This window comes from Burkholderia sp. LMG 13014 (genome assembly GCF_905232215.1).
Classification (GTDB): Bacteria; Pseudomonadota; Gammaproteobacteria; order Burkholderiales; family Burkholderiaceae; genus Burkholderia.
On record NZ_CAJNKE010000052.1, the window covers coordinates 1 to 22,497 of the forward strand.

General features: G+C 64.1%; 25 protein-coding genes. 10 read left to right on the top strand and 15 right to left on the bottom strand.

What is annotated here, in order from left to right:
* Positions 1-175: 175 nt before the first annotated feature.
* The 4 genes from JYJ84_RS09365 to JYJ84_RS09380 all read right to left on the bottom strand — a co-directional run bounded on the left by JYJ84_RS09365 (position 176) and on the right by JYJ84_RS09380 (position 3,091).
* Positions 176-397 (bottom strand): hypothetical protein, encoded by a 222-nt coding sequence (locus JYJ84_RS09365; RefSeq protein WP_174957313.1) that lies wholly within the window; start codon positions 395-397, stop codon positions 176-178.
* A 441-nt stretch (positions 398-838) separates the two neighbouring features.
* Entirely contained in the window at positions 839-1,051 is a 213-nt protein-coding gene (locus tag JYJ84_RS09370) for a hypothetical protein (RefSeq protein WP_175984774.1), read from the bottom strand.
* A gap of 114 nt (positions 1,052-1,165) precedes the next feature.
* On the bottom strand, positions 1,166-2,833 hold the full coding sequence (locus tag JYJ84_RS09375; protein WP_175220576.1) for an NRAMP family divalent metal transporter: 1,668 nt from the start codon (positions 2,831-2,833) through the stop codon (positions 1,166-1,168).
* Between the two features lie 117 nt (positions 2,834-2,950).
* On the bottom strand, positions 2,951-3,091 hold the full coding sequence (locus tag JYJ84_RS09380; RefSeq protein ID WP_175220574.1) for a hypothetical protein: 141 nt from the start codon (positions 3,089-3,091) through the stop codon (positions 2,951-2,953).
* A gap of 799 nt (positions 3,092-3,890) precedes the next feature.
* Here JYJ84_RS09380 and JYJ84_RS09385 point away from each other — a divergent pair.
* The 3 genes from JYJ84_RS09385 to JYJ84_RS09395 all read left to right on the top strand — a co-directional run bounded on the left by JYJ84_RS09385 (position 3,891) and on the right by JYJ84_RS09395 (position 6,666).
* Positions 3,891-4,703: a creatininase family protein gene (locus JYJ84_RS09385; protein ID WP_175220572.1), complete on the top strand. Its 813-nt coding sequence runs from the start codon at positions 3,891-3,893 to the stop codon at positions 4,701-4,703.
* A gap of 61 nt (positions 4,704-4,764) precedes the next feature.
* A complete protein-coding gene (locus tag JYJ84_RS09390) occupies positions 4,765-5,943 on the top strand; it encodes a YncE family protein (RefSeq protein ID WP_175220570.1) in 1,179 nt (392 codons plus the stop codon).
* Between the two features lie 240 nt (positions 5,944-6,183).
* Positions 6,184-6,666: a DUF1641 domain-containing protein gene (locus JYJ84_RS09395; protein WP_174957308.1), complete on the top strand. Its 483-nt coding sequence runs from the start codon at positions 6,184-6,186 to the stop codon at positions 6,664-6,666.
* A 159-nt stretch (positions 6,667-6,825) separates the two neighbouring features.
* Here the strand turns inward: JYJ84_RS09395 and JYJ84_RS09400 are convergent, their stop codons facing one another.
* From JYJ84_RS09400 to JYJ84_RS09420, 5 genes are all read right to left on the bottom strand, one after another.
* Positions 6,826-7,536, bottom strand: a complete 711-nt coding sequence (locus tag JYJ84_RS09400; RefSeq protein ID WP_174957452.1) for a response regulator — start codon at positions 7,534-7,536, stop codon at positions 6,826-6,828.
* 1,309 nt (positions 7,537-8,845) lie between these two features.
* Positions 8,846-9,385 (bottom strand): GNAT family N-acetyltransferase, encoded by a 540-nt coding sequence (locus tag JYJ84_RS09405; RefSeq protein ID WP_174957306.1) that lies wholly within the window; start codon positions 9,383-9,385, stop codon positions 8,846-8,848.
* Between the two features lie 41 nt (positions 9,386-9,426).
* Positions 9,427-9,876 (bottom strand): hypothetical protein, encoded by a 450-nt coding sequence (locus JYJ84_RS09410; protein WP_175220568.1) that lies wholly within the window; start codon positions 9,874-9,876, stop codon positions 9,427-9,429.
* Positions 9,877-9,908: 32 nt separating this feature from the next.
* Complete coding sequence (locus tag JYJ84_RS09415; protein ID WP_021158205.1) at positions 9,909-10,130, bottom strand: hypothetical protein; 222 nt, start codon at positions 10,128-10,130, stop codon at positions 9,909-9,911.
* A gap of 64 nt (positions 10,131-10,194) precedes the next feature.
* Positions 10,195-10,458, bottom strand: coding sequence for an HPr family phosphocarrier protein (locus JYJ84_RS09420; protein WP_226215175.1), 264 nt, complete (start codon positions 10,456-10,458; stop codon positions 10,195-10,197).
* Between the two features lie 361 nt (positions 10,459-10,819).
* Here JYJ84_RS09420 and JYJ84_RS09425 point away from each other — a divergent pair, with 361 nt between their 5' ends.
* Together JYJ84_RS09425 and JYJ84_RS09430 are read left to right on the top strand one after the other, a co-directional pair.
* Entirely contained in the window at positions 10,820-11,164 is a 345-nt protein-coding gene (locus JYJ84_RS09425) for a zinc ribbon domain-containing protein YjdM (protein WP_031401187.1), read from the top strand.
* Positions 11,165-11,207: 43 nt separating this feature from the next.
* A complete protein-coding gene (locus JYJ84_RS09430) occupies positions 11,208-12,044 on the top strand; it encodes a spermidine synthase (RefSeq protein WP_175220565.1) in 837 nt (278 codons plus the stop codon).
* Between the two features lie 33 nt (positions 12,045-12,077).
* Here JYJ84_RS09430 and JYJ84_RS09435 read toward each other — a convergent pair whose 3' ends face one another.
* Together JYJ84_RS09435 and JYJ84_RS09440 are read right to left on the bottom strand one after the other, a co-directional pair.
* Complete coding sequence (locus JYJ84_RS09435) at positions 12,078-12,263, bottom strand: ribbon-helix-helix protein, CopG family (RefSeq protein WP_021158209.1); 186 nt, start codon at positions 12,261-12,263, stop codon at positions 12,078-12,080.
* A gap of 87 nt (positions 12,264-12,350) precedes the next feature.
* Positions 12,351-13,109: a YoaK family protein gene (locus JYJ84_RS09440; protein WP_122949778.1), complete on the bottom strand. Its 759-nt coding sequence runs from the start codon at positions 13,107-13,109 to the stop codon at positions 12,351-12,353.
* A 251-nt stretch (positions 13,110-13,360) separates the two neighbouring features.
* Here JYJ84_RS09440 and JYJ84_RS09445 point away from each other — a divergent pair, with 251 nt between their 5' ends.
* Both JYJ84_RS09445 and JYJ84_RS09450 read left to right on the top strand, forming a co-directional pair.
* A complete protein-coding gene (locus tag JYJ84_RS09445) occupies positions 13,361-13,711 on the top strand; it encodes a hypothetical protein (RefSeq protein ID WP_175220563.1) in 351 nt (116 codons plus the stop codon).
* A complete protein-coding gene (locus tag JYJ84_RS09450; protein ID WP_006489184.1) occupies positions 13,708-13,920 on the top strand; it encodes a twin transmembrane helix small protein in 213 nt (70 codons plus the stop codon). The genes JYJ84_RS09445 and JYJ84_RS09450 overlap by 4 nt, the downstream gene beginning before the upstream one ends.
* 319 nt (positions 13,921-14,239) lie before the next feature.
* Here JYJ84_RS09450 and gcvA read toward each other — a convergent pair whose 3' ends face one another.
* Positions 14,240-15,130 (bottom strand): transcriptional regulator GcvA, encoded by an 891-nt coding sequence (gcvA, locus tag JYJ84_RS09455; RefSeq protein WP_175220561.1) that lies wholly within the window; start codon positions 15,128-15,130, stop codon positions 14,240-14,242.
* A 129-nt stretch (positions 15,131-15,259) separates the two neighbouring features.
* Between gcvA and JYJ84_RS09460 the strand changes: the two genes are divergently transcribed.
* Together JYJ84_RS09460 and JYJ84_RS09465 are read left to right on the top strand one after the other, a co-directional pair.
* Positions 15,260-16,657: an MFS transporter gene (locus JYJ84_RS09460; protein WP_175220559.1), complete on the top strand. Its 1,398-nt coding sequence runs from the start codon at positions 15,260-15,262 to the stop codon at positions 16,655-16,657.
* Positions 16,654-17,277, top strand: a complete 624-nt coding sequence (locus tag JYJ84_RS09465) for a glutathione S-transferase family protein (RefSeq protein ID WP_175220557.1) — start codon at positions 16,654-16,656, stop codon at positions 17,275-17,277. Before JYJ84_RS09460 ends, JYJ84_RS09465 begins: the two co-directional genes overlap by 4 nt.
* A 156-nt stretch (positions 17,278-17,433) precedes the next feature.
* On the opposite strand, the gene JYJ84_RS09470 is transcribed toward JYJ84_RS09465, so the two are convergent.
* Positions 17,434-17,988, bottom strand: coding sequence for a hypothetical protein (locus JYJ84_RS09470; protein WP_175220555.1), 555 nt, complete (start codon positions 17,986-17,988; stop codon positions 17,434-17,436).
* A gap of 375 nt (positions 17,989-18,363) precedes the next feature.
* Here JYJ84_RS09470 and JYJ84_RS09475 point away from each other — a divergent pair, with 375 nt between their 5' ends.
* On the top strand, positions 18,364-20,388 hold the full coding sequence (locus JYJ84_RS09475) for a hypothetical protein (RefSeq protein ID WP_175220553.1): 2,025 nt from the start codon (positions 18,364-18,366) through the stop codon (positions 20,386-20,388).
* 16 nt (positions 20,389-20,404) lie between these two features.
* Here the strand turns inward: JYJ84_RS09475 and JYJ84_RS09480 are convergent, their stop codons facing one another.
* Both JYJ84_RS09480 and JYJ84_RS09485 read right to left on the bottom strand, forming a co-directional pair.
* Positions 20,405-21,364: a helix-turn-helix transcriptional regulator gene (locus tag JYJ84_RS09480; RefSeq protein ID WP_205183238.1), complete on the bottom strand. Its 960-nt coding sequence runs from the start codon at positions 21,362-21,364 to the stop codon at positions 20,405-20,407.
* Between the two features lie 761 nt (positions 21,365-22,125).
* Positions 22,126-22,497 (bottom strand): hypothetical protein (locus JYJ84_RS09485; RefSeq protein WP_205189170.1); only part of this gene is annotated, 372 nt, incomplete at its 5' end.

Genomic DNA, 22,497 nt, shown 5'->3' on the forward strand with positions numbered 1-22,497 from the left:
CATGGTCGCGTCGCTCACGTACTTGCCGGCACTTGCGCTGGGGCCGATCGTCGAGCAACTGAGCGCGGCGGCGGGCCGCTAGCCGGCACCCGCGTGCGACGAATCGCGGGCCCTTCGTCAGCGCGGCGTCCGGCGTCTCGATGAAGCGCCGCCCAGGCGATGCATCACGGCGAACCTACTGGCCGTGCAGCAAGGCCGACAGACAGTATTTTCCGTAGACGAGGCAATGCACCGGTTGCGCATCCGGTGTGCGGGGCGTGCCTTCGGACGTGGCGGGCGGGGCGGCGGAGGGTGAACGGCAAACGCTGCCCAGGATCGTCAGTGCCGACACGAGCGCCACCATGCCGCCCAGGATCGGTGCGACGCTTGTCTTGTGAAGCGGGTGTGCGTGATTCATGTCGAAGACTCCCATTCGCACAGGTAACGCAGTCTCGCGATGTCCGGGGGCGCCGTCGTCAAACCACGCTACGCGGGCGTGACTTGACGCGTATCGCCCCTCGTCTGGCCAGGTGCCCGGGGTTACTGGCTGGCGCCGGAAGCCGGTGACGCCGAAGCGGCTTCCTCCGACGCCGCCGGGTCGTCTGCCGCGGCCGACGTGCCCGACGCCGCGGTACCGCTATCCGCAGCCGCAGCCGGCGCCGACGCGGATGACGCGTTGGCGGGAGTGCTGGGCACGTCATCGTCGTCGGCATGACTGCATGCAGCGAGTGCGACAACGGCGGCTAGTGTTGCGACGTAAAGGTATTGCTTCATCTGTTGTTCCCGTGGTTGAAGTGTGAACTGCGATTGAATGCTCATGGTTTATATAAAGGCATCCTGATGATCTTGTCTGGCGTGATCACGGCGCGATGCGCATGGCGCGAACGAGCCCGACCAGCAACGACGCCCAGACCAGCGACGTCAGCATGCAGGCCCACAGGATGAGCAGGACGCGCTCGGTCAGGCTGAGCGGCGCGTGACGCAACGTACGGCGTACACGCGACAGGCGCACGCGGGCCTGTCGCCCTGCCAATCGCATGGAACGTGCTGAGACGATACGAATCCGGCTCACGATGTCGGTTCCTTGTTGACCTGGACGCACCCCTGCCACACACCCGGCGGATGGCAGGCGCGTGGACGAGGCCTGCGGCACGCATGTCGGCGCATGCATGCCGCAGTGCGATGCTTACTTGATGAACGTCATTTGCACGACCTTGACGACGACGAGCGCCACGGCAAGCAACAGATAGCCGCGCAACACGCCCATCCAGACCCGCTTGGCCAGGGTCAGGCGGGGCGGCGGCAGCTCGTCGAGCGGCGGCATCCGCCACGTGTCTCGCGCGCCTTCCGGCCACACCTGCACCGTCCCCGCGCCGTCTGCGGGGTCACGTCGCAGCTTGCGGACGGCGACCGTCGCCGCATAGCCGACGATGGCCAGCAGCGTGCCGCCGGCCAGCATGTCGAGGATCGTTTGTCCGCTCATGTCCGGGTACATCACCGAGGCCGTCAGGATGATGGACAGCATCACGAGCACCCAGATCACCGCGCCCGTGAACACGTTCAGCTTCTTCGAATTGACCCACGGGCCCAGCACTGCCTTGTCGTTGCAGAGCAGCAGCAGGAATACCGTCGCGCTCGGGAGCAACACGCCGGCGAGCGTTTGCACGGCTTCCGTCAGCAGGCCGAGCGGGCTGCCGGGAATCAGCACGATCGCGGCGGCGGCGGCCACGATGCCGAAGTAGACGAGATAGAAGCCCTTTGCATCCGTCACGCTGCGATGCAGTGAATGGCGGATCTTGAACACGTCGCCGATCGCGTAGGCGGTCGACAACGACACGGCTGCCGCGCCGATGATCGCGGCGTCGAACAGCGCAACGGCGAACAGCACGGCCGACGTGTGGCCTGCGTATTTGTCCAGCCCGTTGATGATGCCGCCGGCATCGGTGAAGTTGCCGAACTCGGGTTTGCCGGCATAGAGCTGCGCACAGAACGCGATCATGGCCACGGCGCCGACCAGCACGAAGCCGATGCCGATCCAGAGATCCGCCTTTTCGTACTTCATGAAGCGCGGCGTGATGCGCTTGTCGACCACGTAGCTCTGCTGAAAAAACAGCTGCCAAGGTGCCACCGTCGTGCCGACGATGCCGATCACGAGCAGCATCACGTCGGAGAGCTTCGAATGCGCGGGCCAGTTCGGAATGAAGAAGTCGCGCGCCATCTGGCTGACCGGCGGGTGGATCGAGACGAGCACCGGCACCAGCAGCAGGCTCAGGAGGCACAGGAACACGGCGAAGCGTTCAAACCGCCTGAAATTGCCCGTGCTGACGGCTGCCATCGTGAGTGCCGCGGCGATGCACACGCCCGCGATCTTGGATACGCCGAAGAAGTCGAGTACGAACGTGATGCCGATGAACTCGGTCACGATCGTCAGCGCGTTCAGGAGAAACAGGTCGATGACGCTGAACGCCCCCCAGAACTTGCCGAATCGCTCGAATATGAGCCGCGCGTGCCCGACTCCCGTGACCGCGCCGAGCCGCAGCACCATTTCCTGGTTGACGAACAGCACCGGTACCAGGAGCAGCATGGTCCATAGCAACGTCGTGCCGTAGTTTTGCCCTGCCTGCGTATAGGTACCGAATGCGCCGGCGTCGTTGTCGCCGACCATCACGATGAGACCGGGGCCGAGAATGGCGAGCAGCGTCCGGAAGCGGGCCCACCAGCTGGTGCGTGGCGCGACGTCGTGGTGCGCGATGGTGCCGAGCGCGCCCTTGATGTCGCCGAGGTGGGCTTCGTCGAGGACGGCACTGCGTTCGTGCGCAGTGTCGCGAGGTGAGATGTTGGCAGGTACCGACATTTTGTTTTCCTCCCTGATGAGCGATGAGCGAAACGGGTAGGCGCCGCCGGTATGCGCAAGGACGCGAATCGTCGAACGATCGTGTCGCTTGCGTATGCGGGAGCGGGGCGTGAACGGTTACGAAACGAGGGCTTTGAGGCCGAGCCAGAAAGCGGCGAACCGGTGCGATTCGCGTGGTTTGAGCGACAGCATCGCGTCGTAGCAGACGCGCGAATCGTCGATGTGCGGCAGATTCGACAGGAGAAGGCCGAAGTTCATGATCGTGCTCCGTGCGCCTGGCTTGACGCGTGATTGCGAAAAGCCAGCAGACACGGAAATCGCGCGCATCATGGGCGCGCCGACTGGGGTCTACTCGCTTTCCTCAGTGAATGACAACACTGGCGATGAATGACATAAGGGATAACTGTCGGTGCCGGGCATTTCGGTTCCTTGCGAACGATTGGTACGCACGATGGCTGCGCACGTGTTTATCCACGCGCCTGCGAATGAATGATCGAGGCGCGAACGAATGCGGCCGCGAGCCGATGCTCGCGACACGGTGCCCAAGTGGAGCGCACGCGAACGCACGCGCCAGAAGGCGTCAATCAACAAGGTGCACGGAGGGTGTTGCCGGGCGCGCACCGTCTGCCTGATGGCAAGACGGCGGCTGGGAAAAGGGAGCGCGGACGTCCTGCCGATCAGGCAGCGAAACTGTTCGAAGATCGACTACTGCAACTGTCCAAGGTATCAGCCCCTTTTGTGAAGACCTTTAAATTTTAGGTGGCGCGATATTGTGAAGTCAATACGCTTCGATAAGCATAACCAATATATTTTTAGAGTGCGTGATCGCCGTGAATTAACGTCCCATCCGCGCGGGCCTGATCCTTTCAAATTGGAATGATCGGATTATTTTCCTGAAAGAAATGTCCGATGGAAATGAGAAGCGGAATCACGGAGAAGCGTTTTCTCATGGCCGTCGACACGAGTCGTTGCTCCGCACTCGGCGACAAGTCGGGCGAGTTCGTTTATGGTGCGAGGGAACGCAACGTCGTCTCTTTCCTTCCGCCGAGAATCCGCGATGAAATGCCTGCCACGCGCCATCTTCGCCGCCCTCGCTTTCACCGTCGCGCAAGCCGCGCTCGCCCAGGCGTCGGGAACGGTGCAACTCGAAGACATGACCTGGACCGAACTGCGCGACAGCATCCGGGCCGGCAAGACCACGATCCTGATTCCGATCGGCGGGACCGAGCAAAGCGGGCCGTACGTCGCGCTCGGCAAGCACAATGCGCGGGTCAGGGTGCTGTCCGAACGGATCGCGGAAGGCCTCGGCAACGCGATCGTCGCGCCCGTCATCGCCTATGTGCCCGAGGGCGGCTATGCGCCGCCGACGTCGCACATGCGATTCCCGGGCACGATCACCGTGCCCGACGACGTCTTCGAAAAGACCCTCGAATCCGCAGCCAACAGCTTCCGGGTCCATGGCTTCACGAACATCGTGTTTCTCGGCGACCACGGCGGCTACCAGAACGACATCAAACAGTCGGTCGCCCGGCTCAACAAGTCGTGGGCCGGCACGGGCGCGCGCGCGTTCGTGCCGGCCGCGTATTACGGCACCAGTTCCGACGGTTACGACCAGATCCTGCGCGAGCACGGCGTGCCGGCCGCGGATATCGGCACGCATGCGGGGTTGGCCGACACGTCGCTGCTGCTGGCGGTCGCGCCAGGCATGGTCCGGGCCGACAAGCTGCGCAATGCCGCGAAGCCCGGTGCCGTCGATGGCGTCTACGGTGGCGATCCGCGTCATGCGAGCGTCGAGCTCGGCCGGCTGGGCACCGACGCCACCGTGTCGCGCACCGTCGACGCAATCAGAAAGGAAATCGCCGGCCGCTGATGCAGCCGCGCCGTCGCGCTACTTTTGCCGTCGTTCCATTCAATCGAACAGGGACCCCGTCATGCAACCGCGCTTTCGCCGTCACCTCCGCTTCCCCCGTCTCGCGATCGTCATTGCGGCAGCGCTTGCCGGCTTCTGCGCCCGCAGCGCGATTGCGGCGTCCGCCGTTGCGGCCGTACCCGGCATGCCGCCCGTCATCAACCCCGACAACCTGTACAGCGAGGCGCAGGCCGGCCGCATGAGCGTGGCGGTGTCGGGTGCGTTGCCACGGATCTATGTGCCGAACCTGAGATCGAACGATGTTTACGTGATCGACCCGGCCACGTACAAGGTCGTCGACAGGTTCGCCGTCGGCCGCAGTCCGCAGCACGTCGTGCCGGCATGGGATCTGCAGACGCTATGGGTCGCGAACAATGCGGAAGGGCGGACCGACGGCAGCCTGACGCCGATCGATCCGAAGACGGGCAAGCCCGGCCAGGAAGTGAGCGTCGACGATCCGTACAACATGTATTTCACGCCCGACGGCAAGGAGGCGATCGTGGTGGCCGAGGCGCATGCGCGGCTCGACTTCCGCGACCCGAAAACGATGGCGCTGAAGTCGAGCCTCGATGTCCCGCAATGCAAGGGCATCAACCATGCCGATTTTTCGATCGACGGCCGGTATGCGCTCTTCACGTGCGAGTTCGGTGGCAAGCTGGCCAAAATCGATCTCGTGAACCGCACGGTGATCGGCTACCTCGAGCTCGACCGGAAAGGGATGCCGCAGGACATCCGCGTGTCGCCCGACGGCAAGGTGTTCTATGTCGCCGACATGATGGCAGACGGCGTATACGTCGTCGACGGCGACCGCTTCGCGAAAATCGGTTTCATCCCGACCGGCGTCGGGACGCACGGGCTGTATCCGAGCCGCGACGGCACGAGGCTCTATATCGCGAATCGCGGCTCCAATCTCGTCCACGGGCCGCGCCACGGCAAGGGCAGCGTATCGGTGCTCGATTTCGCCACGCGCAAGGTGGTCGCGACCTGGCCGATCCCCGGTGGCGGCAGCCCCGACATGGGCAACGTCAGCGCGGACGGCAAGACGCTGTGGCTGTCGGGCCGCTTCGATGACGTCGTCTACGCGATCGACACCGCGAACGGCGCGGTCCGGTCGATTCCTGTCGGCATGGAGCCGCACGGCCTGACGGTGTGGCCGCAGCCGGGGCGCTATTCGCTGGGGCATACGGGAAACATGCGGTAGGGCGGCGGCCGGTCGGCGCGTCTCGACACGGCCGTTCGACAGGCGGGCGCATGGCTCGCCGATGGAAACGGCGCTAGCAGCCGGCGCGGCGTAAACGGCGCGCGGTTCGAGCACCTGCCTCGCCCGTTGCCACGCATCGCGGCGGCGGCTGCCGGGCACGGGGGGCCGATGAGCGAGACGCAACCGGCGTGCGTGGCAGCCGTCGTGACGGCCACGTGGCGTCCCAACCGGAGAAAGCCGATGACCGAAGGTCAGTCCCCCGACACGAACCCTCCGCACGCGGAGCCCGGTGCGCACGACGCGCTCGAACACCTGCTCGGTAGCCTGCACCGGCATGGATTCCTGCATTTGGCGAGCGAGGTCGTCAGCGCGAACGCGCGGCTGGCCGACACGTTCGTCGATGCGCTCGACAAGCCGGGCATGCAGAGCGGCATGCAGAATCTCGCGGTGCTCTTGATGGCGCTGTCGCGCATTCCGCCGGAGCAGTTCGGCAAGGCCGTATTCGCGGCCGCCGACGCGCTGCACCACATTGGCGCATGGCAACCGGCGCAGCATGCGCATGTCGCACCCGGCGTGCGTGGCGCCTACCGGCTGCTGCACGACGAAGCGCTGTGGGACGCGCTGACGCCGTTGCTCGAAGGATTAAAGGTGTTCGCGCAAGGGCTTGCGCGTGATCCGGAAACGCCCGTCACCGCGCTCGGCGAGAAGACGAACGGCACGTGACGGTGTCCGGTTGCGTGCCGGCCTCGACGTGCGCGACCCCGAACGGCAACGGCTGCAGGTGCTGCACGCGTGCAGTGGCAAGTGCGCGGCTGGTCAACGCGTGCGCTCGTGTGTCACGACAGGCCGCACGCGAAGCAGCGTGCCGACCCGTATGCCGCGCTATTCCCATGCGTGCTTGCTGAACTGATAGCCCTTGCTGCGGATCGTCTTGATCCGCTTCGGTTCCGTGATGTCATCGAGCAGCTTGCGGCGCAGCTTCGAGATCCGGCCGTCGATCGAGCGATCGAAGCCGTCGAACTCGATGCCGCGCAACAGCACCGTCAGGTCTTCCCGGCTGACCACCTCGCCGGCGCGGCAGGCAAGGGCCCACAGCAGGTCGAATTCGGTTGACGTCAGGCGCGGCGCGCTACCGTCAGGAAGGCGAACCTTGCGATCCGCCCGGTCGATCGAAAACTTGCCGAACTCGAATCGCTGCGGGGAGGCCGGCACGCAGTCAACCGGCCGCAAGCGTAGCCGCCGCAGGTGGGCCTTGATCCGCGCGAGCAGAATGCGCGGCTCGACCGGCTTATGGAGAAAGTCGTCCGCGCCGAATTCCAGGCCGAGCAGCTCGTCAAACAGTTCGTCGCGGGCCGTCATCATGATGACGATGCCGTCGTACTGCAAGCGTGCCTCGCGGCAGATTTCGAAGCCGTCCTTGCCCGGCAGGTTGATGTCGAGCAGCACCAGGTCGGGGCGGCACGTGACGATCGTCGACACGGCATCGGTGCCGTCAAGCAGCGTGTCTACTTCGTACTGATGCTTGCGCAGATAGTCTGCGGTCAGTATGGACAATTGAACGTCGTCTTCAACGAGCAGGATTCGGATGGGCATCGCTAAACGAGGGGGCAAAACGGAAAAGTGGCGAGCGGTTAGGCCCAGTCCGAACGCGTGGTAGCCGAAGCGACGCGGATAATACTGCGTAACATTCCAGAGGAATGTGACGATATCTGCATCGTCCGCTGAACCTGTCGAAACGGAAATCTTTGCCGCCTTGCAGTAAACGCCGACGAACGGCTCGACGATCGGGCAAAATGCGTCGGCGCGATATCCGGCGCGTCGCCGGGACAGAACCCCGACCCGGCGCCGTTCGGGCAAAAACGTTGGCGGAAATCGGCTGGTGCGGACGCCGCTACGCCACTCGATTCAGGCCAGGTAAAGATTACTCGACAGATCATTACGAAATATTACACGATCTACCTTCAAGGCTCCTTACAGTTCTTCAATTGATGAGGAACAGGACGAGACGCGTGTCCGGCCCGCTGTCAAAGACCGGGTGAAGACAACGGCGACGACCGGTACTCGCGGCGACCCGCACCCGGTGCGTGACTGCCGCCATTGCATGCGTGCGGATCGGCGTTGACGCCGCAGCGGCCTTCGAGGGGTGTTCCGGTGTTCCTGTCGACGGCCCGATCGACGAATAGGAATGCGAAATTCTGCTGTTGCACGTCATCCACAGGCTCCAGGTGCTCAGGAATGTGATCGAAGTCGCGGTCGTCCGCGTCGACTGGAGCGAGACCGTCCGGGGCTGCGGAAACCCGTTTGGTGCTCTTGATGACGCTCGCGCCCGATCAACCGGACGAGGCTCACACGGCGATCCGGGCAATGCGGGAGATCGATATCCGGATCTCCACCGCAGCACGGGAAGCGCTGCAAACACGTGTCACCGATGGCCGGAAGGCGTTGCACGAAACCCGGTGCGTGGCGCAGCCGCCGTTGCCCGGGGCGGAGGCTGTGGCCTCCCGATCCCGTTCATGGCCCGCATGAGTTTCGCGGCTCCGCGGCGATGCACATGCTCAATACGCGGACGGGTCGATGGAGGTGCCTGTCACGTCTCAGCGTTTCGGTGGCGGTATGCGATTGAGAAAACGCATCGGTGATGTCGATGCAACACGGTGGTGCGTCGATGGCGACCATGATCGGGTGGCGCCCCGCGAAGGGGGCGGGCGGTCGCCACGCTGGAAGGCCGGTGTCCGGTGAAACCGGGTGACTGGCTATTGATGGATGAGCGTGGCAACTGCTGGCCGATGGACAACGGGCGCTTTACCCGTCTCTACGAACCGGTCGCGCGGTGAGCGGGGATCAAGCACCGGCGCCGCAAGCCGATGCGGCGCGCTGGCGATGGCCGGTGCGCGATCGTCGCTTACCGGCTCGCGCGCGAAAACAGCAATGAGTCGGTGTCGTTGAACCGGATCCGCTTCGGCTCGCCATACCCGGCTTTCTCCGCCACGCGGATCGAGGCGACGTTGGTCGGCGCGATCACGCACACGCTGCGCTCGAACCGCTGCTGCCCGTCGAGCCACGCAAGCGCGGCCGCGAGTGCCTCGGTCGCGTAGCCCTTGCCGTGCGCCCACGTCGCGAGTGCCCAGCCGGCTTCCGGCACGCCGCGAATCGACGGCTCGATGAGACGGTAAAAATCGGCGAAGCCGAGATCGCCGACATAGCGGCCCGACGCCTTCTCGCGAATCGCCCAGTAGCCGTAACCGAGCAGCGGCCACAGCCCGCGATACGCGAGCATGCGCATCCACGAGTCACGCGTCGCGGACGGCTCGCCGTTGAAGATGTGCTCGACGACCTTCGGCTCGGCCCACATCGTGGCGAGCGCATCGAAGTCGCCGAGCGGATGGCCTTCGAGGATGAGGCGCGGCGTGTCGAGAACGGGCGGGGAGGAGACAGGCAGCATCGTGATTTCCGGAAAGGAGGCAGCTTGAGACGGCCAGGCCGTCAGCACGTCGATGCCGCGCTGGTTGTGTCCCGTCCGCGCACCCGCTGGCAGATCGGGCGGCGATGTTCCTCGACGAGCGACGGCGTGCGATCGACGGCAAGCGACGGCGGCACTCTACGAGCGGGCATGTCCATTTCGGCAAGACAGGGAGCCGGAATGATAGCAAAACCCTTGCACGGACGGGCGCTGCGCCGAGCGGCCGGAATTGACGCCGCCGCATCGGCGGCGGCGGCGAACAGGAAGGGAGCGGTGCTGCCGGCGACCTTGCGGACTTGTACGCAGACGCCGGCGGTTGCCCCGGCGGCGGATTCGATGCCAGGACGACGATGCGGTGCATCACTGGCTTCCTGATCGGAACGCTGCCTGATGCCCGTTCGTTCGGGGTGACGCCACTTTACAAGCGCGGAACGATCCTCATGAGACGCACATTTGCCAATACGGTGCTCCAAAAGGATCGAGCTGATTCACCGCCGCTGGCGATCTACTTGCGGCTCTTCAGGAAGGTTCGCCCTTCGGCCGTGATCGACGCGCCGGAGCGGCCATGTGCGGAATGGCTGACGAAGCCTGCGCTGACGAGCTCACGCGCGATCGACCAGCCGAGTGCCGGCGCATCGCGCCCGTAGCGGACGTCGGCGAGGCGTTCGAGCGCCCAGATGGCGGACGCCGACAGGTTCGGGGTGTTTGACGTGAAGTTGTCGCTCATCGCTTCCTCGTGAAGTGGGGATTCGGGTTGGGCGGGATGCCATGACATCGGGTTGCGCGCGATGTCAGCGCGCTTGCAGCACGGGCAGTAGCGCCTGCAGTGCCGCCTCCTCGTCGGGGCCGGTGGCCAGCACTTGCGCGGACGTGCCGCCGTGCACCTGCAGCGCCGCGATGGCGGCGCCGTCTTTCGCGTTGCTGCTGATTCCGTTCGCGATCAGCAGGATGTCGCTTGCGAAGCCGCGCGCCGCGTCGACGGCTGCTTCTCGTGCGGCGTAGCCGCGGTTGCGGTTCCACGCGGGGCCGATTTCAACGTACACAACGGTTGCCACGATGTCGGAAAGCCTCTGGACGGGACGTCGGAATCGGTGTGCGGCGCCGGGCCGGCAGTGCGCCAGGCACGCGTGAAACGCGCTGTCCCGTACGACTCAGGGCGACCGGCAGCGCAGCCGGGGTATGTCATCCTGCTTGGATGTGCCGGCATTCTCGGTGAAACGGGCCGCAAGTCCGGCGAACGGCCCGAAAGCGAGAATTATAATACAGAGGGCAAGATATGTGAATTGCATTATAATGTCGTGTGCGCCGACGGCGGCCCGCCGATCCGTCGGCGCGTGCCTTCTGGCCATTCGGGCGACGCTGCGAGCGCGCCCGGCATTATTTCGACGACCCAACTCCTCCCGAATGGAAGCTGCAATGAACGCCGCCCCCGCCTGCCCGCAATGCGCGATGGAAAACACTTACCCGGACGGCACGCTGACCGTATGCGCGGACTGCGGCCATGAATGGTCGGCCGGTGCCGGCGCCGAAGCGGGCGACGAACCGGCGGGCGACGTCGTCAAGGACGCGAACGGCAACGTGCTGTCGGATGGCGATTCCGTCGTGCTGATCAAGGACTTGCGCGTGAAGGGCTCGTCGATCACGCTGAAGATGGGTACCAAGGTCAAGAGCATCCGCCTCGTCGGCGGCGATCACGAGGTCGACTGCAAGACCGACATGGGCGGCTTCATGCTGAAGGCCTGCTACCTGAAGAAAGTCTGAGCGCGCACGTCCCGATCGACCGCTTGCAACTCACTATCCGCACATGGCCGAGGAACGAATTTCCTACGACGCGTTCGTCAGATTCCTGGCGACGCCGCTGAACGACGGCCGACCATTCGTGCTGGAAACGCAGCACGCGCTTTCGCTGCACTTCGACCATTTCGGCACGCAGAGCTTCATGTCGCTCCGGGATCCGGGGCGGCTTGAACTCGGCTATACGCGCGTGATGATGGGCTTTCTGCTGCTGCAGCCCGAACCCGCGCACATCTGCATGCTCGGGCTCGGCGGCGGTTCGCTGGCGAAGTACTGCTACCGGCACCTGCCCGGCGCGGCGATCGACGCGGTCGAGATCAACCCGGACGTGATCGCGCTGCGAGACGTATTCAGGATTCCTGCTGATGATGGCCGGTTCAAGGTGGTGTGCGCCGACGGCGCGGATCATCTGGAACGGGCGGATGTCAGGACGGACGTGATCCTGCACGATGCGTTTGTCGCCGACGGCCTGCGGGGCCGGTGCACGGGCCCCGCATTCCTGGCTGCATGCCGCGAGCGCCTGAGCGACACCGGCGTGCTGGCGATCAACTTCATGGACGACGATCCGGCGTTGCCGCAGCATCTCGAGCACCTGCGATCAGTGTTCGGTGCGTCGTATACGCTGGTGCCATGCGGCGACGACAACAACTTCATCGCGTTTGCGTGGAAGGGCGGCAACCGGTTGCCGTCATTGCGCATCCTGCTCGAACGCGCACTTGCGTGCGCCCAGGCTGGCGAGCTCAAGTTGGCGGCCACGGCGCGGCGCATGAAAGCCGGGGAGGGCGTCGAGCCTCGGCGGCTGGTGCAGCGCGCGCAGCCGCACGAGCGATGGGAGATCGGCGCGTAACCGGCGCCGCGGGCGCGGCCGGTGCGGCCGCGCTTACTTCACGCGCTTGCCGAGCGCGCTCTTGGTCTTGTACGTCACGCCGTGGCGGTCGAGATACTCGCGGATCAGTTGCCGCACGACCTGCGAAGGCGTGAGATCCTGCTCGGCGCAGAGCATCTCGAAGGCTTCCTTCTTCGCGGGGTCGATCAGGACGGTCAGGCGGGCAGTTTTCGTTTCCATTGCGGGGCGAGGGTGGTCGGTATGTTAATCAAATTATAATCGATCCGCTTTCGGCGCCGCCGCCGAAAGCGCTCTCCTGATGCGCGATCAGCGCTTGCTGCGGAGCAGCGCGAGCAGGTCGTCGATCACCGGCACGATCGCGAGCGCGACGAGCACCGCGGCGAGCGGCACGGTCGACACGTAGCCGACATGCTTGAAGCCGATCGCGCCGGCCAGACCGCCGATGAAGAACGACGCGAGCATCGTCGCGTGAATCCGCAGTTTCGAGCGGTTGGCGATGACCGCATGCGCGTCGACGTCGACCGCCGACCGGTTCCAGTAGAACAGCTTCCCGAGCTCGATGCCGAGGTCGGTCACGATGCCGGTCATGTGCGTCGTGCGGATCTCCGCACCCGACAGCTTCGTGATCGTCGCGTTCTGCAGCCCCATGATGAAACACAGCAGCGTCACGGTCACCGGCACGAAGAAGGTTTCCCACAGCGCGAGGTGGCTGCCGAGCAGCCCGAACAGGAGCAGCAGCGCGGCCTCGACCAGCAGCGGCAGCACGAACTGGCTGTGCAGGCCGCGGCGGCGGCCCCAGTTGACGAGGATCGCCGAGCAACTGGCGCCGACCAGGAACGACCCCAGCGAGCTGATGCCGGCCAGCGCGAGCCGCACGTCGCCGAGCGCCGTCTGGTCGGCGATCGCCGACACGATGCCACTCATGTGCGACGTGTATTGCTTGACCGCGAGGAAGCCGCCGGCATTGGCCGCGCCGGCGACGAACGCCAGCGAAAACCCGAGCTGACGGTTCGCGGTCGCGCTGCGGTGTTTTCCCGTCAGGTTTCGAAAGTACTGCGCTGGCATAAGGGCTTCGCTCAATCGCCGCGGATCGCGGGCACGGACATGAAGACCGGCGCCGGGCGGCAGGGCGGGCACGCCGCCTGCGCATGGGCGCCGGGTCTCTCGAATTATGTGACGAAAATGATAATCACATTATCATACTCTGTTAGCCGCATAGGGCTTTCAGTACAATGTCATGCGGCGCGGCCTGACGGCGGCTTCGCTGCCGGATGGCCGCGCCGCCCGCCTTCGCGATCACTTCTGTCCACCGTTTCATGACCCCGATCAAGTTCATTCTTCGCTACACGGCGATCCCGTTCACGGCCATCGTGGCCGTGGTGATCTGGACTGTCATACCATCGTCGAAAGAGATCGATGCGAGACAATATGCGGCGCTGTCGCGCGCGTACGCGAGTTTCCCGCTGCCATTCCGGCGCGAGATCTCGGAAACGATGGACCACGACCGGATCAACGACCGGCGCTACCAGGCGCTCGTGCGCGATTCGCTGGGCAATGGCGTCGCGCTGGACTGGCCGGCGTCGGGCGTTGGCGGCCTCGCCGACGAGCGGCAAAAACTGGCCGAACTGATTCAGGCCGATTCCGATCTTCAAGGGCATCACCAATGAAAACTCTGCTGGTTTCCGTGGCATTCGCGATGATCATCGCGAGCCTGATCTTCGCGCTGTATTTCATGAATCACGATCGCGGCAAGTCCAAGCGGATGGCATGGTCGCTTGCGGCCCGCGTCGGGCTGTCGGTCACGCTGTTCCTGTCGCTGCTGATCGCTTACAAGCTGGGCTGGATCGAGCCGACGGGGCTGCCGATCGGGCGCTGAAAGACGGACGCCCCGTTGCATGCGGGGCGTTCGCGAAAACGCAGGTTTGGATATATGATCGTGCTATTGTGATAAGAATACTTATCTTTATAGCGCGATTTCCCGTTCGAGTTCAGGTCTGGTGCAACGTGTGATCGGGGCTGGCGGCGCTGCAATGGCGCCGCACGGGCGTTGACACCGCGCTTTGCGACGCTGCGCGCGGTGCAGATTCAATTCGCGGCAGACAACCTGGCCATTGCCGGATCCGGCGGCGATACGGCAGTTCGGCAGTTCGGCGGTGGGGCGACGACAAAGAAGAACCGATAACGAAGGACTTGATTCAGGCCGATGCTTTCGCTTCTTCCGCGATCCAATCCGCGAACGCTTTGACTTCCGGGCGCTGCATCGCACCCGGCAGCGTGACCAGGTAATAGGCGAAACGTGCCGGCCAGGGCTTGTCCAGCACCTGCACCAGACGCCCTGCGGCGATTTCCTCGCGTGCGTATTCCTGCGGCACCAGGGCCAGTCCTTGACCGGCCTCGGCCGCCCGGATCAGCAGGTAGTCGTCCTCGAACGCAGTGCCGCGCTCCGCCCGTGGATCGTCGGTCACGCCGTGCGCTGCGAACCACAGCGGCCAGTCAGCCCGGTCGCAATCGTGCAGAAGCGGGTAGTTCAGGCAGTCTCCCGGTTCTTTGACGGCATGACTGTCGGCCACCAGGCCGGGGCAGGCCACCGGCACCAACACCGGAGCCATCAGGCGAGTGACTTCCAGGCCAGGGTAGTGTCCCAGCCCATGCCGCAGTGCCACATCCACCCGGTCACGGCGCATGTCCGCCAGCGCCGAAGTCGCCTCGACCCGCACTTCGATCTGCGGATGCCGCTCGTTGAAGCGCCCCAGGCGCGGCACGAGCCACGATGCGGCAAAGGTGGCGACGGTACTGACTGTCAGGGTCTGGCGTCCTTTGATCGCTTCCAGCCTATCGACGGCCTTGTCGATTTGCGCAAAGGCTTCGAGCAACGACGGATGCACGCTGGCCCCGGCTTCGGTCAGACGCAACCCCTGCCGCTCCCGAGTGAACAGCGCCATCCCGAGCCGGTCTTCCAGCAAGCGGATCTGCTGACTGATCGCGCCGGATGTGACGTGCAACGTTTCGGCAGCAGCCTTGATGCTGCCGCGCTGGCCGACTTCAACAAAGGTGCGCAGCGCTTGCAGGGGGAGTGATGCAGCCATTTGATTTAGATTTTCTAAAGTCTGAACGCAAAAATGATCGCTTCTGATAACTCATAGCCAAGGCGATGATGGCACAAGTTTATGGACGATGCGCTGCTTTAGTAAAACTACATTGACTGGACGACAACCATGACCCATCCGCATTGGCGGCTATGCCTGATCCTGCTTTGCACGACGCAGTTCGTTGCGTTGCTCGACTTTTCCATCACCATGATCCCGCTGCCTCAAATCCAGCAAAGCCTGGGTTTCACGCCCGGCGGGTTGCAATGGGTCATCAATGCGTATGGCGTAGCCATCGCGGGCTTTCTGCTGTTGGGCGGCCGCGCTGCCGACATGTTTGGCAGGCGGCGGATGTTTCTGATCGGGCTGACGCTCTTTACGGCGGGTTCGCTGCTGGGCGGCTTCGCACAAGACCCGGCGATGCTGATTACCACGCGTGCCATGCAAGGCTTGGGTGCCGCGATGTTTTCGCCTGCGGCGTTCTCGTTGCTGCTGGTGGTCTTTCTCGACCCTCGGCAACGAAACCGGGCGCTGGGCGCCTGGACGGCGGTGGCCGCCAGTGGGTTCGTCGCGGGCCTGATCCTGGGCGGCATCATCACGGACGTGCTGGGATGGCGCTGGGTGTTGTGGATCAACGTGCCGGTCGGTGTGCTGGTCATCGCGTTGTCGGGTGTACTGCCGCTTGGCAAGCCGGATGCCCACACCGCGTCCGGCCGCCTGGATGTATGGGGCGCGGTGCTGGTTGCCAGCGGCGCGGCAACATTGGTCTTCGCTTTTGCCAATAGCGAGCACCTCGGCCTGGCATCCCCTGCGACCTTCGGGCTGATTCTGCTGGCGCTGGGCCTGCTGGCTGCCTTCGTGCAGGTGGAAAGCAAGGTCGCATCTCCATTGATGCCGTTGCCGATTTTCTGGCGGCGCTCGACGGGCGGGGCGAACCTCGTCTCCCTGCTGGCGAATACCGCGTTGGGGCCGACGTTCGTGGTGGTCGCGCTCTACATGCAGGAGGTCCTGGGTTTTACCGCAACACAGACCGGGCTGGGCCTGCTTCCGATGGCAACCGCTTTCACGCTCTCCAGCGCGTGGGTCGGGCCTGTCCTGATCGCAAGAATGGGCACCAAGCCCGTCATCCTTGGCGGGATGGCGCTGTTCATCGGCGGTCTTGCATTGCTGGGCACATCGTTGTCGGCGGATGCCTCGTGGAGCACGTCCATTCTGCCTGGCACGTTGCTGGCCGGCATCGGCTATGGCGTCGCTTTTCCTGCCTGGACAGTCGCCGGCATCGAAGGCGTCGATTCTGCCGATCATGGCCTGGCGGGCGGAATGCTCACCACCACCCAGGAAATCGGCTCGGCAGTCGGTCTTGCGGTCGGTGTTGCCGTGAGCATTGCCGTCCTCGCCAGTGGCGGCAGCGCGGCCCAAGGTTTCAGCTACGCCATCCTCGTTTCCGCCTGCATGGTTCTCGTCGGCCTGGTTTGCGCGGCAGCCATCCTGCCTGGGCAAGCCACCCGTTTGGGCGTGACGCGATGATCGACCTTTACACCGACAGCTCACCCAATGGCTTCAAGGCAACGATTGCCCTGGAAGAACTGGCGCTGCCTTACCGCCTGCATCATGTCCGCATCGAAGCGGGCGAGCACCGGCAGCCGGATTTCCTGGCCCTGAACCCGCATGGCCGCATTCCGGTCATCACCGATGATGACACCGGTATCACGCTGTTCGAGTCGGCCGCCATCCTGCTCTACCTGGCCGAGAAGACCGGCCGGCTGCTGCCGCAGGAGCCGGCGGCACGCTGGGAGGCGATCAAGTGGCTGCAATTCCACTCGTCCAGTGTCGGCCCGATCATCGGGCAGCGGGTGCACTTCGAGCTGTTCGCCGAGGAAAAGCTACCCGCCGCCATCGAGCGTTACCGCCGCCTGACGGAAGGCGTGTTCGCCGTGCTCGACAGTCATCTGGCCCGGCACCCGTATCTGGCCGGGGACGACTATTCCATCGCCGACATTGCGCATTTCGGCTGGACGCACATCGCCCGCATCATCGGCTTCGATTTCAGCCGGCACCGGCACATGAGCGTCTGGCATGAGCGGGTGGCACAGCGGCCTGCCGTGCGCAAGGGCATCACGCTGCCCGAACCGGCAACACGCGCATGAGGGAGGCTGACACGATGCGCACCGCCACGATCCCGACTATCAACGTGCATTATCGGAAGCCACCGACTCCAATTGAGCGAGGTTGATTCGCCATCCGAAATTTTTGATGAGGCAGAGCATACCTTTCAAAACAGGCTCACATCTTTTCCACGATATCTATTCGACATCCGCCGATACACGGCGGCTGTCCAGATCCTTCAATGCCGGAAACGCGTCGCGGTCCCACGAATGCAAGCCATACGACTTCCAGACGATATTGCGCCTGACGAATATTTCGAAGGTGGGTGTGCCTGGCGACAGGTTGCCCAGTCGCTGGCGTCGCTCAAACAGCCATTGGACAACGGGGGGATAGCTGTCGATGGTTTCGGGCGCGGCGATGGCCTCCCGTTCCACGATGAACAGATGAACGTCGGGATGCGTCTTGGCCCACGACTCGAAATCCCCTTTGCCGCCCAATGAACCTTCCCAGCGCTGGCAATAGACGCAGTCCTTGGCCGAATGCACGATCAGGACGATCGGTTCGCCCTTTCGCACTTTTGCCTGACGAATGCGATCTGCCCAGGAGAGCTTCGGCGGTGGCTCCGGTGTGTTCTGGCCGGTGTTCGCAGTCGGTTCGTCGCCGGCCAGGACGATTTGCGGTGAAACGAGTGCCAGCGATAAAGACGCTGTAGCCACCCATGCCAAGCGCGAGACCCACTTGCGAGGCGCCATTTTCGTGCTCCTGCGAAGAATCGCGGACGTCAATTGACGAAAGGACCGGGTCCGCCACGGAAAGTATTGTAGTGACTGCGCGTCGGCGATTGCAAACTCCAAACCCCTGTTCGTTCGCCCGTGTCGAGGCGTCAGCCATGCCTGCATGGTCGCCCGTGCCGCCACGCGTATGCCGCCGCGCATGCAATCGGCCCGGGAGCCGTCGAGCGCGCGCGGCATAGTCAAGATTGACCATGTACGTCTTGCGCGTCTTCGCCGATAAATTCACTGACGGAGCGCGGAGACCAGACTTTGCGTTCGTTTGATCGGCGCGGACATCATGCGTGCCGCTCAGCCTCGTCCGGCATCAATCGACTGCGAAGAATGGAGTGGATCATGGGACACGGAAATCTGGCGAAACCGATTGTCGTCGCAACAGGAATTGCAGTCGCGATGCTCGCAGGGTGTGGCGGTGGCAGCGACAGTGGTGCACCGTCGGGCAGCCAGAACGCAGCGGTCTCGGGCACGGTTGCCGGCGGCAACCCGGTGGCCAACGCGACGATCACCGCGACCGATGTCAACGGCAAGACCGCAACGACCCAGGCCGGGTCGAACGGAGCCTATACGTTGAACGTCGCCGGACTGTCGCAACCGATTGCGCTCGTCGCGACCGATCCGTCCGGTCAGGTCAGCCCGCTCGTGACCGTGCTCGCCCAACTGCCAGCGGGCGGACAGACCGCCGTTGCGAACGTCACCACGCTGACCACCGCACTGGCCGCGTTGTTGACGCCCGACGGCAATCCGATGGATTTCGTCACGTCCGGGGCGCCGGTCACGCTGGCCAATACGGTGACCGCTGCAAGCGTGTCGAATGCGACCAGCACGCTCGATACCTACCTCGCGAATCTGCTCGTTGCGGTCGGCTTGTCCGCAACCTACGATCCGGTGGCCACGGCATTCACGGCGGACCACACCGGAGCCGACGCGCTGATCGATTTGCTGCGAATCATCCCGCAGGGTGCGGCGACCTACCTCGCTTACAAGACGCCGACCGACAGCGCCGCGTCGACGCAACAAGCCACTTACCTGACGCTCAATGACACGTCCACGCCATCGAACGTACCGATCGTGCCAGCCGTGAGCGCAGGCACCATCAGCAATCTCGTCTCGTTGCAGAACTATCTCGGCACGCTGCCCGCCTCGCTGCAGCCCTGTCTCGTTGCAGGCGGCAGCGGGTCCGCGTGTGCCGGCATCATTGACGCAAATTACAAGGAGAACGGCTTTACCAACATCACGGCCTACAACACCGACCTCGCGTCTTCCGCCCTGGGTCTAGGTGGCTCGGTGCCGTTTCTCGTGGCCAGCAATCAGGCCGGCACCACAGCGTTGATCGGTATTCCCTACGCGCTTTCGTCCGCTCAAGGCAGCCTTGGCCAGCACACGCTGTACACCACGGTGCAGCAAACCCCGTCAGGCACCTGGGACGTCATCGGAAATCAGCTGCCGTACAACCTGTCCGTGTCGACCCGAGCGACATACCGGCATTTCAACGATAGCTTCGCCGATGTGTCGACAGGCAATCCGGACGTGAGCTTTTTCGATGCAGGCGCAACCTTGAACGTCGGCAGCCTGAGTGGCTCGGGGGCCAACATCAGCTACGCAAACGTGAGTGGGCCCGGTTTGCCCAGCAGCGGGCTGTGGTTGACGAAATCGACTGTCGCCGGCGACAACGCGCTGGCGATTGCGGTCAAACAGCCAACCTCGCCGCCAACCGGCGCCTTCACCACGGGCACCAACACCAACGAGTATCGCTGGGACTGGGCAACGCAAAGCGGCGTCTCCTTCACACCGCCAGTGTCGGGAATCTGGAGCAAGACCCGATTGAACGTCGCGACGCTGCCGCCCAATGCGGACTATCAGTTCACGCTCTACAATGCGAGCGGCGGTGTGCTGGGGACATACAAGGTCACCAATCCGAACGCCTTCGCGGACGCGACACTCGCACAGGCGGCGTTCAATTCCGGTTATTTCCCGGTACTCGGCAACGATGTCGTCGCGAGCTTTCTGTCGGGCAGCGGGGCGTTGGCGGGCACGCAGACGGCGGTGACGGTGGATTTCACGCTGCCGCCATCGAATTCGCCGCTGACCGTCACGGGAGTCAACGTGCAGAGCCAGGATCAGAATCTGTGTGGTTTCCAGCAGGTGGTCGGGGTGGCGCCGGGCACGACGTCGGTGACCCTGACGGCGTCCGGCACCGGCACATGCAAGGGCAGCACCGTCAACAACAGCTTTCTTGCCGTCAACAATGCGTCGGATGCGGCTTACCGGATCGTACAGCTACGCAGCAGGAATTCATCAGGCATCCTGTTTTACCTGAATGAAACGTACCGCAGTAGCGCCAGCGCACCGGGGGCAACGTGATGCGTGGCGGGGCACGCTACCGGAGCATCGACGCGAGTCGAACCAGTTCCGACTGACGGCTGCAGTTCATCTTGCGCATCAACGACGCAATCTGATTGCGCACCGTCCGTGCGGCCACGCCGGTCATGGCTGCGTAGTCGTCTGCGGAAATGCACGCCACCAGGCCAGCCAGTACGCCCGCTTCGGCGGGCGTCAGATTGAAGAACGATGCCAGTTCGTCGCGGGTGGGGACATTGAACGTACTGACTTGTCGCAAGCGGATCAGTATCGTGTTTTCGCCGGGTGCGAAGCGATGAATCGCGTTCGTCGGCGCGATGTCGAAGCGCAACGCGTTGCCCCACGTCACCGGCGCGACGAACGACCGATGCGCGCCGGTCGTGACACAGTCGAGCAGGGTCGTTCGCAGTCTCGCCAGCGTGTCCGGGCGGTCATGCGTCAGCGCTTCTCCGTCGGCAGTCAGCATCCCGTTCGTGCGCAACATGTCCCGCGCCGAAGCGGAGCAACGTTGCAGCCGGCCGCTCGGATACGTCACGAGTGCGCGTTCCCCCATGTCGGCCAGCATCACATCGAGCGTATCGACGTAGCTGTCGCTCCGTCGTTCGCGTTCCGCGATGGTCCGGCTCAGGGTCCGAAAGTATTGCGCGATGCGCCCGGCCGTCAGCGTGTCCAGCACGTGGTCGCCGGCCGTCTGGCGCTGGAAGCCGATCGCGGCTCGCCGGTTGGCGTCGCCGAGTACGACATAGGCCAGGATTTGCCCGATGCGATGCCTCGACATGAAGTCGCCGTAGAACGGATGCATCCGCATGTCGTCGGCGCGCTGCAGTGTGGCGGTGTCCCACCATCGTCCGGGCGGGCTCGCGATCGCTTTCTGCGCAATGGCATCGTGCTGAAAATAGGCTTCACGATATTCACGTTCCACGGCGGAATCGACGCCCGACTGATGCATCAGCAGCAGATCCTGTTCGCCGTTGAACATGATGAGCGTCGCCGCATCTGCACCGACGATCTCCTTGGCAGAGCCAAGGATGGCATCCCATGGCGGGACCGGATCGTGTAGATGATGAACTGCGTCAAGCGCCGTCCTGAATGCCGTACGTGAAGACATCTGACATCCCCTGTTGCCTCGACGATTGGATCAATCGGTCTGACGATTGATTGGCCTTCATGTTGGGTTTGCTTGCCTGCGTCTTTCCCGATCCATTCGGTTAGCTGTCCAAAAGCTTTCGACGTACAGCCGGGTCTCGGCAGCCTCGGATTCGCACTTCGCGCGCCATGGACGCTTCCGGTCACGATGTGGGGGCGCGTGAGGTTCGCTTTGCCCGTCGCCCCGTCGTTGAAATATATATCGCGCGCGTGGCAGCCGGGTCAATCCGGTCTCGCGTCCGAAGCGGAAATGAATGTGTCGTGCGAGAAACGGGGAGATCGTTCCGTTCCCGATCGGGAGCCGGATGTCATGGCATCGCGGAGAATTGGCGGGTTCGTATCCGAGCGGATACGTGAGCGGCGGGCAGGCCGCGTCGCTCGCGTCGCGCAGACGGCAGGACCGATTGCCGCCACGACTCGGGCGCTCGCGCAGGCAGGCGCCCGATGTGTCGCAGCGCAAGCGCGGGCCGGGTTGTCCGGTCTGCCGGTCGGCACTCGTCGTGCTGTTGGCGTCGCGGGCAACGCGCGGTGCCGGATCGTGGCGTCTGAACGCAACGACGTCAGCTTTCCCGCCCCCCGTACCGCATCAACACATTACTTTGCGCACCCCTGCGGCCGGTCGATCTGTGCGGCGAGTCGTGCGGCTTCGCTGCTTCCCAGCAGCGCCGTGCGCGCGTCCGCATCGGTGGAAGCGATACGGTATCGGCCTGAGCCGTCGGGGCCTGCAACGATGCTGCTGCCGTAGAGCGTCAGCCACTGGCGAATCGCCTGTTCGGTGACGCCGTCCCGGAAGGTGACCCACACGTCGGTGCATTGGCCTGTCGTACCCCGCACGACAGTGTCCGGCACTGTGTCCTGCTCGGTGCCGCGCATCAGTTGCACGATCGCGACGGCCTGTACGACGACGAGCGCGGTCAAGGCCGGCTGCATGACGAGCGAGTGTTCGCGCATCCAGTCCTGCACGCG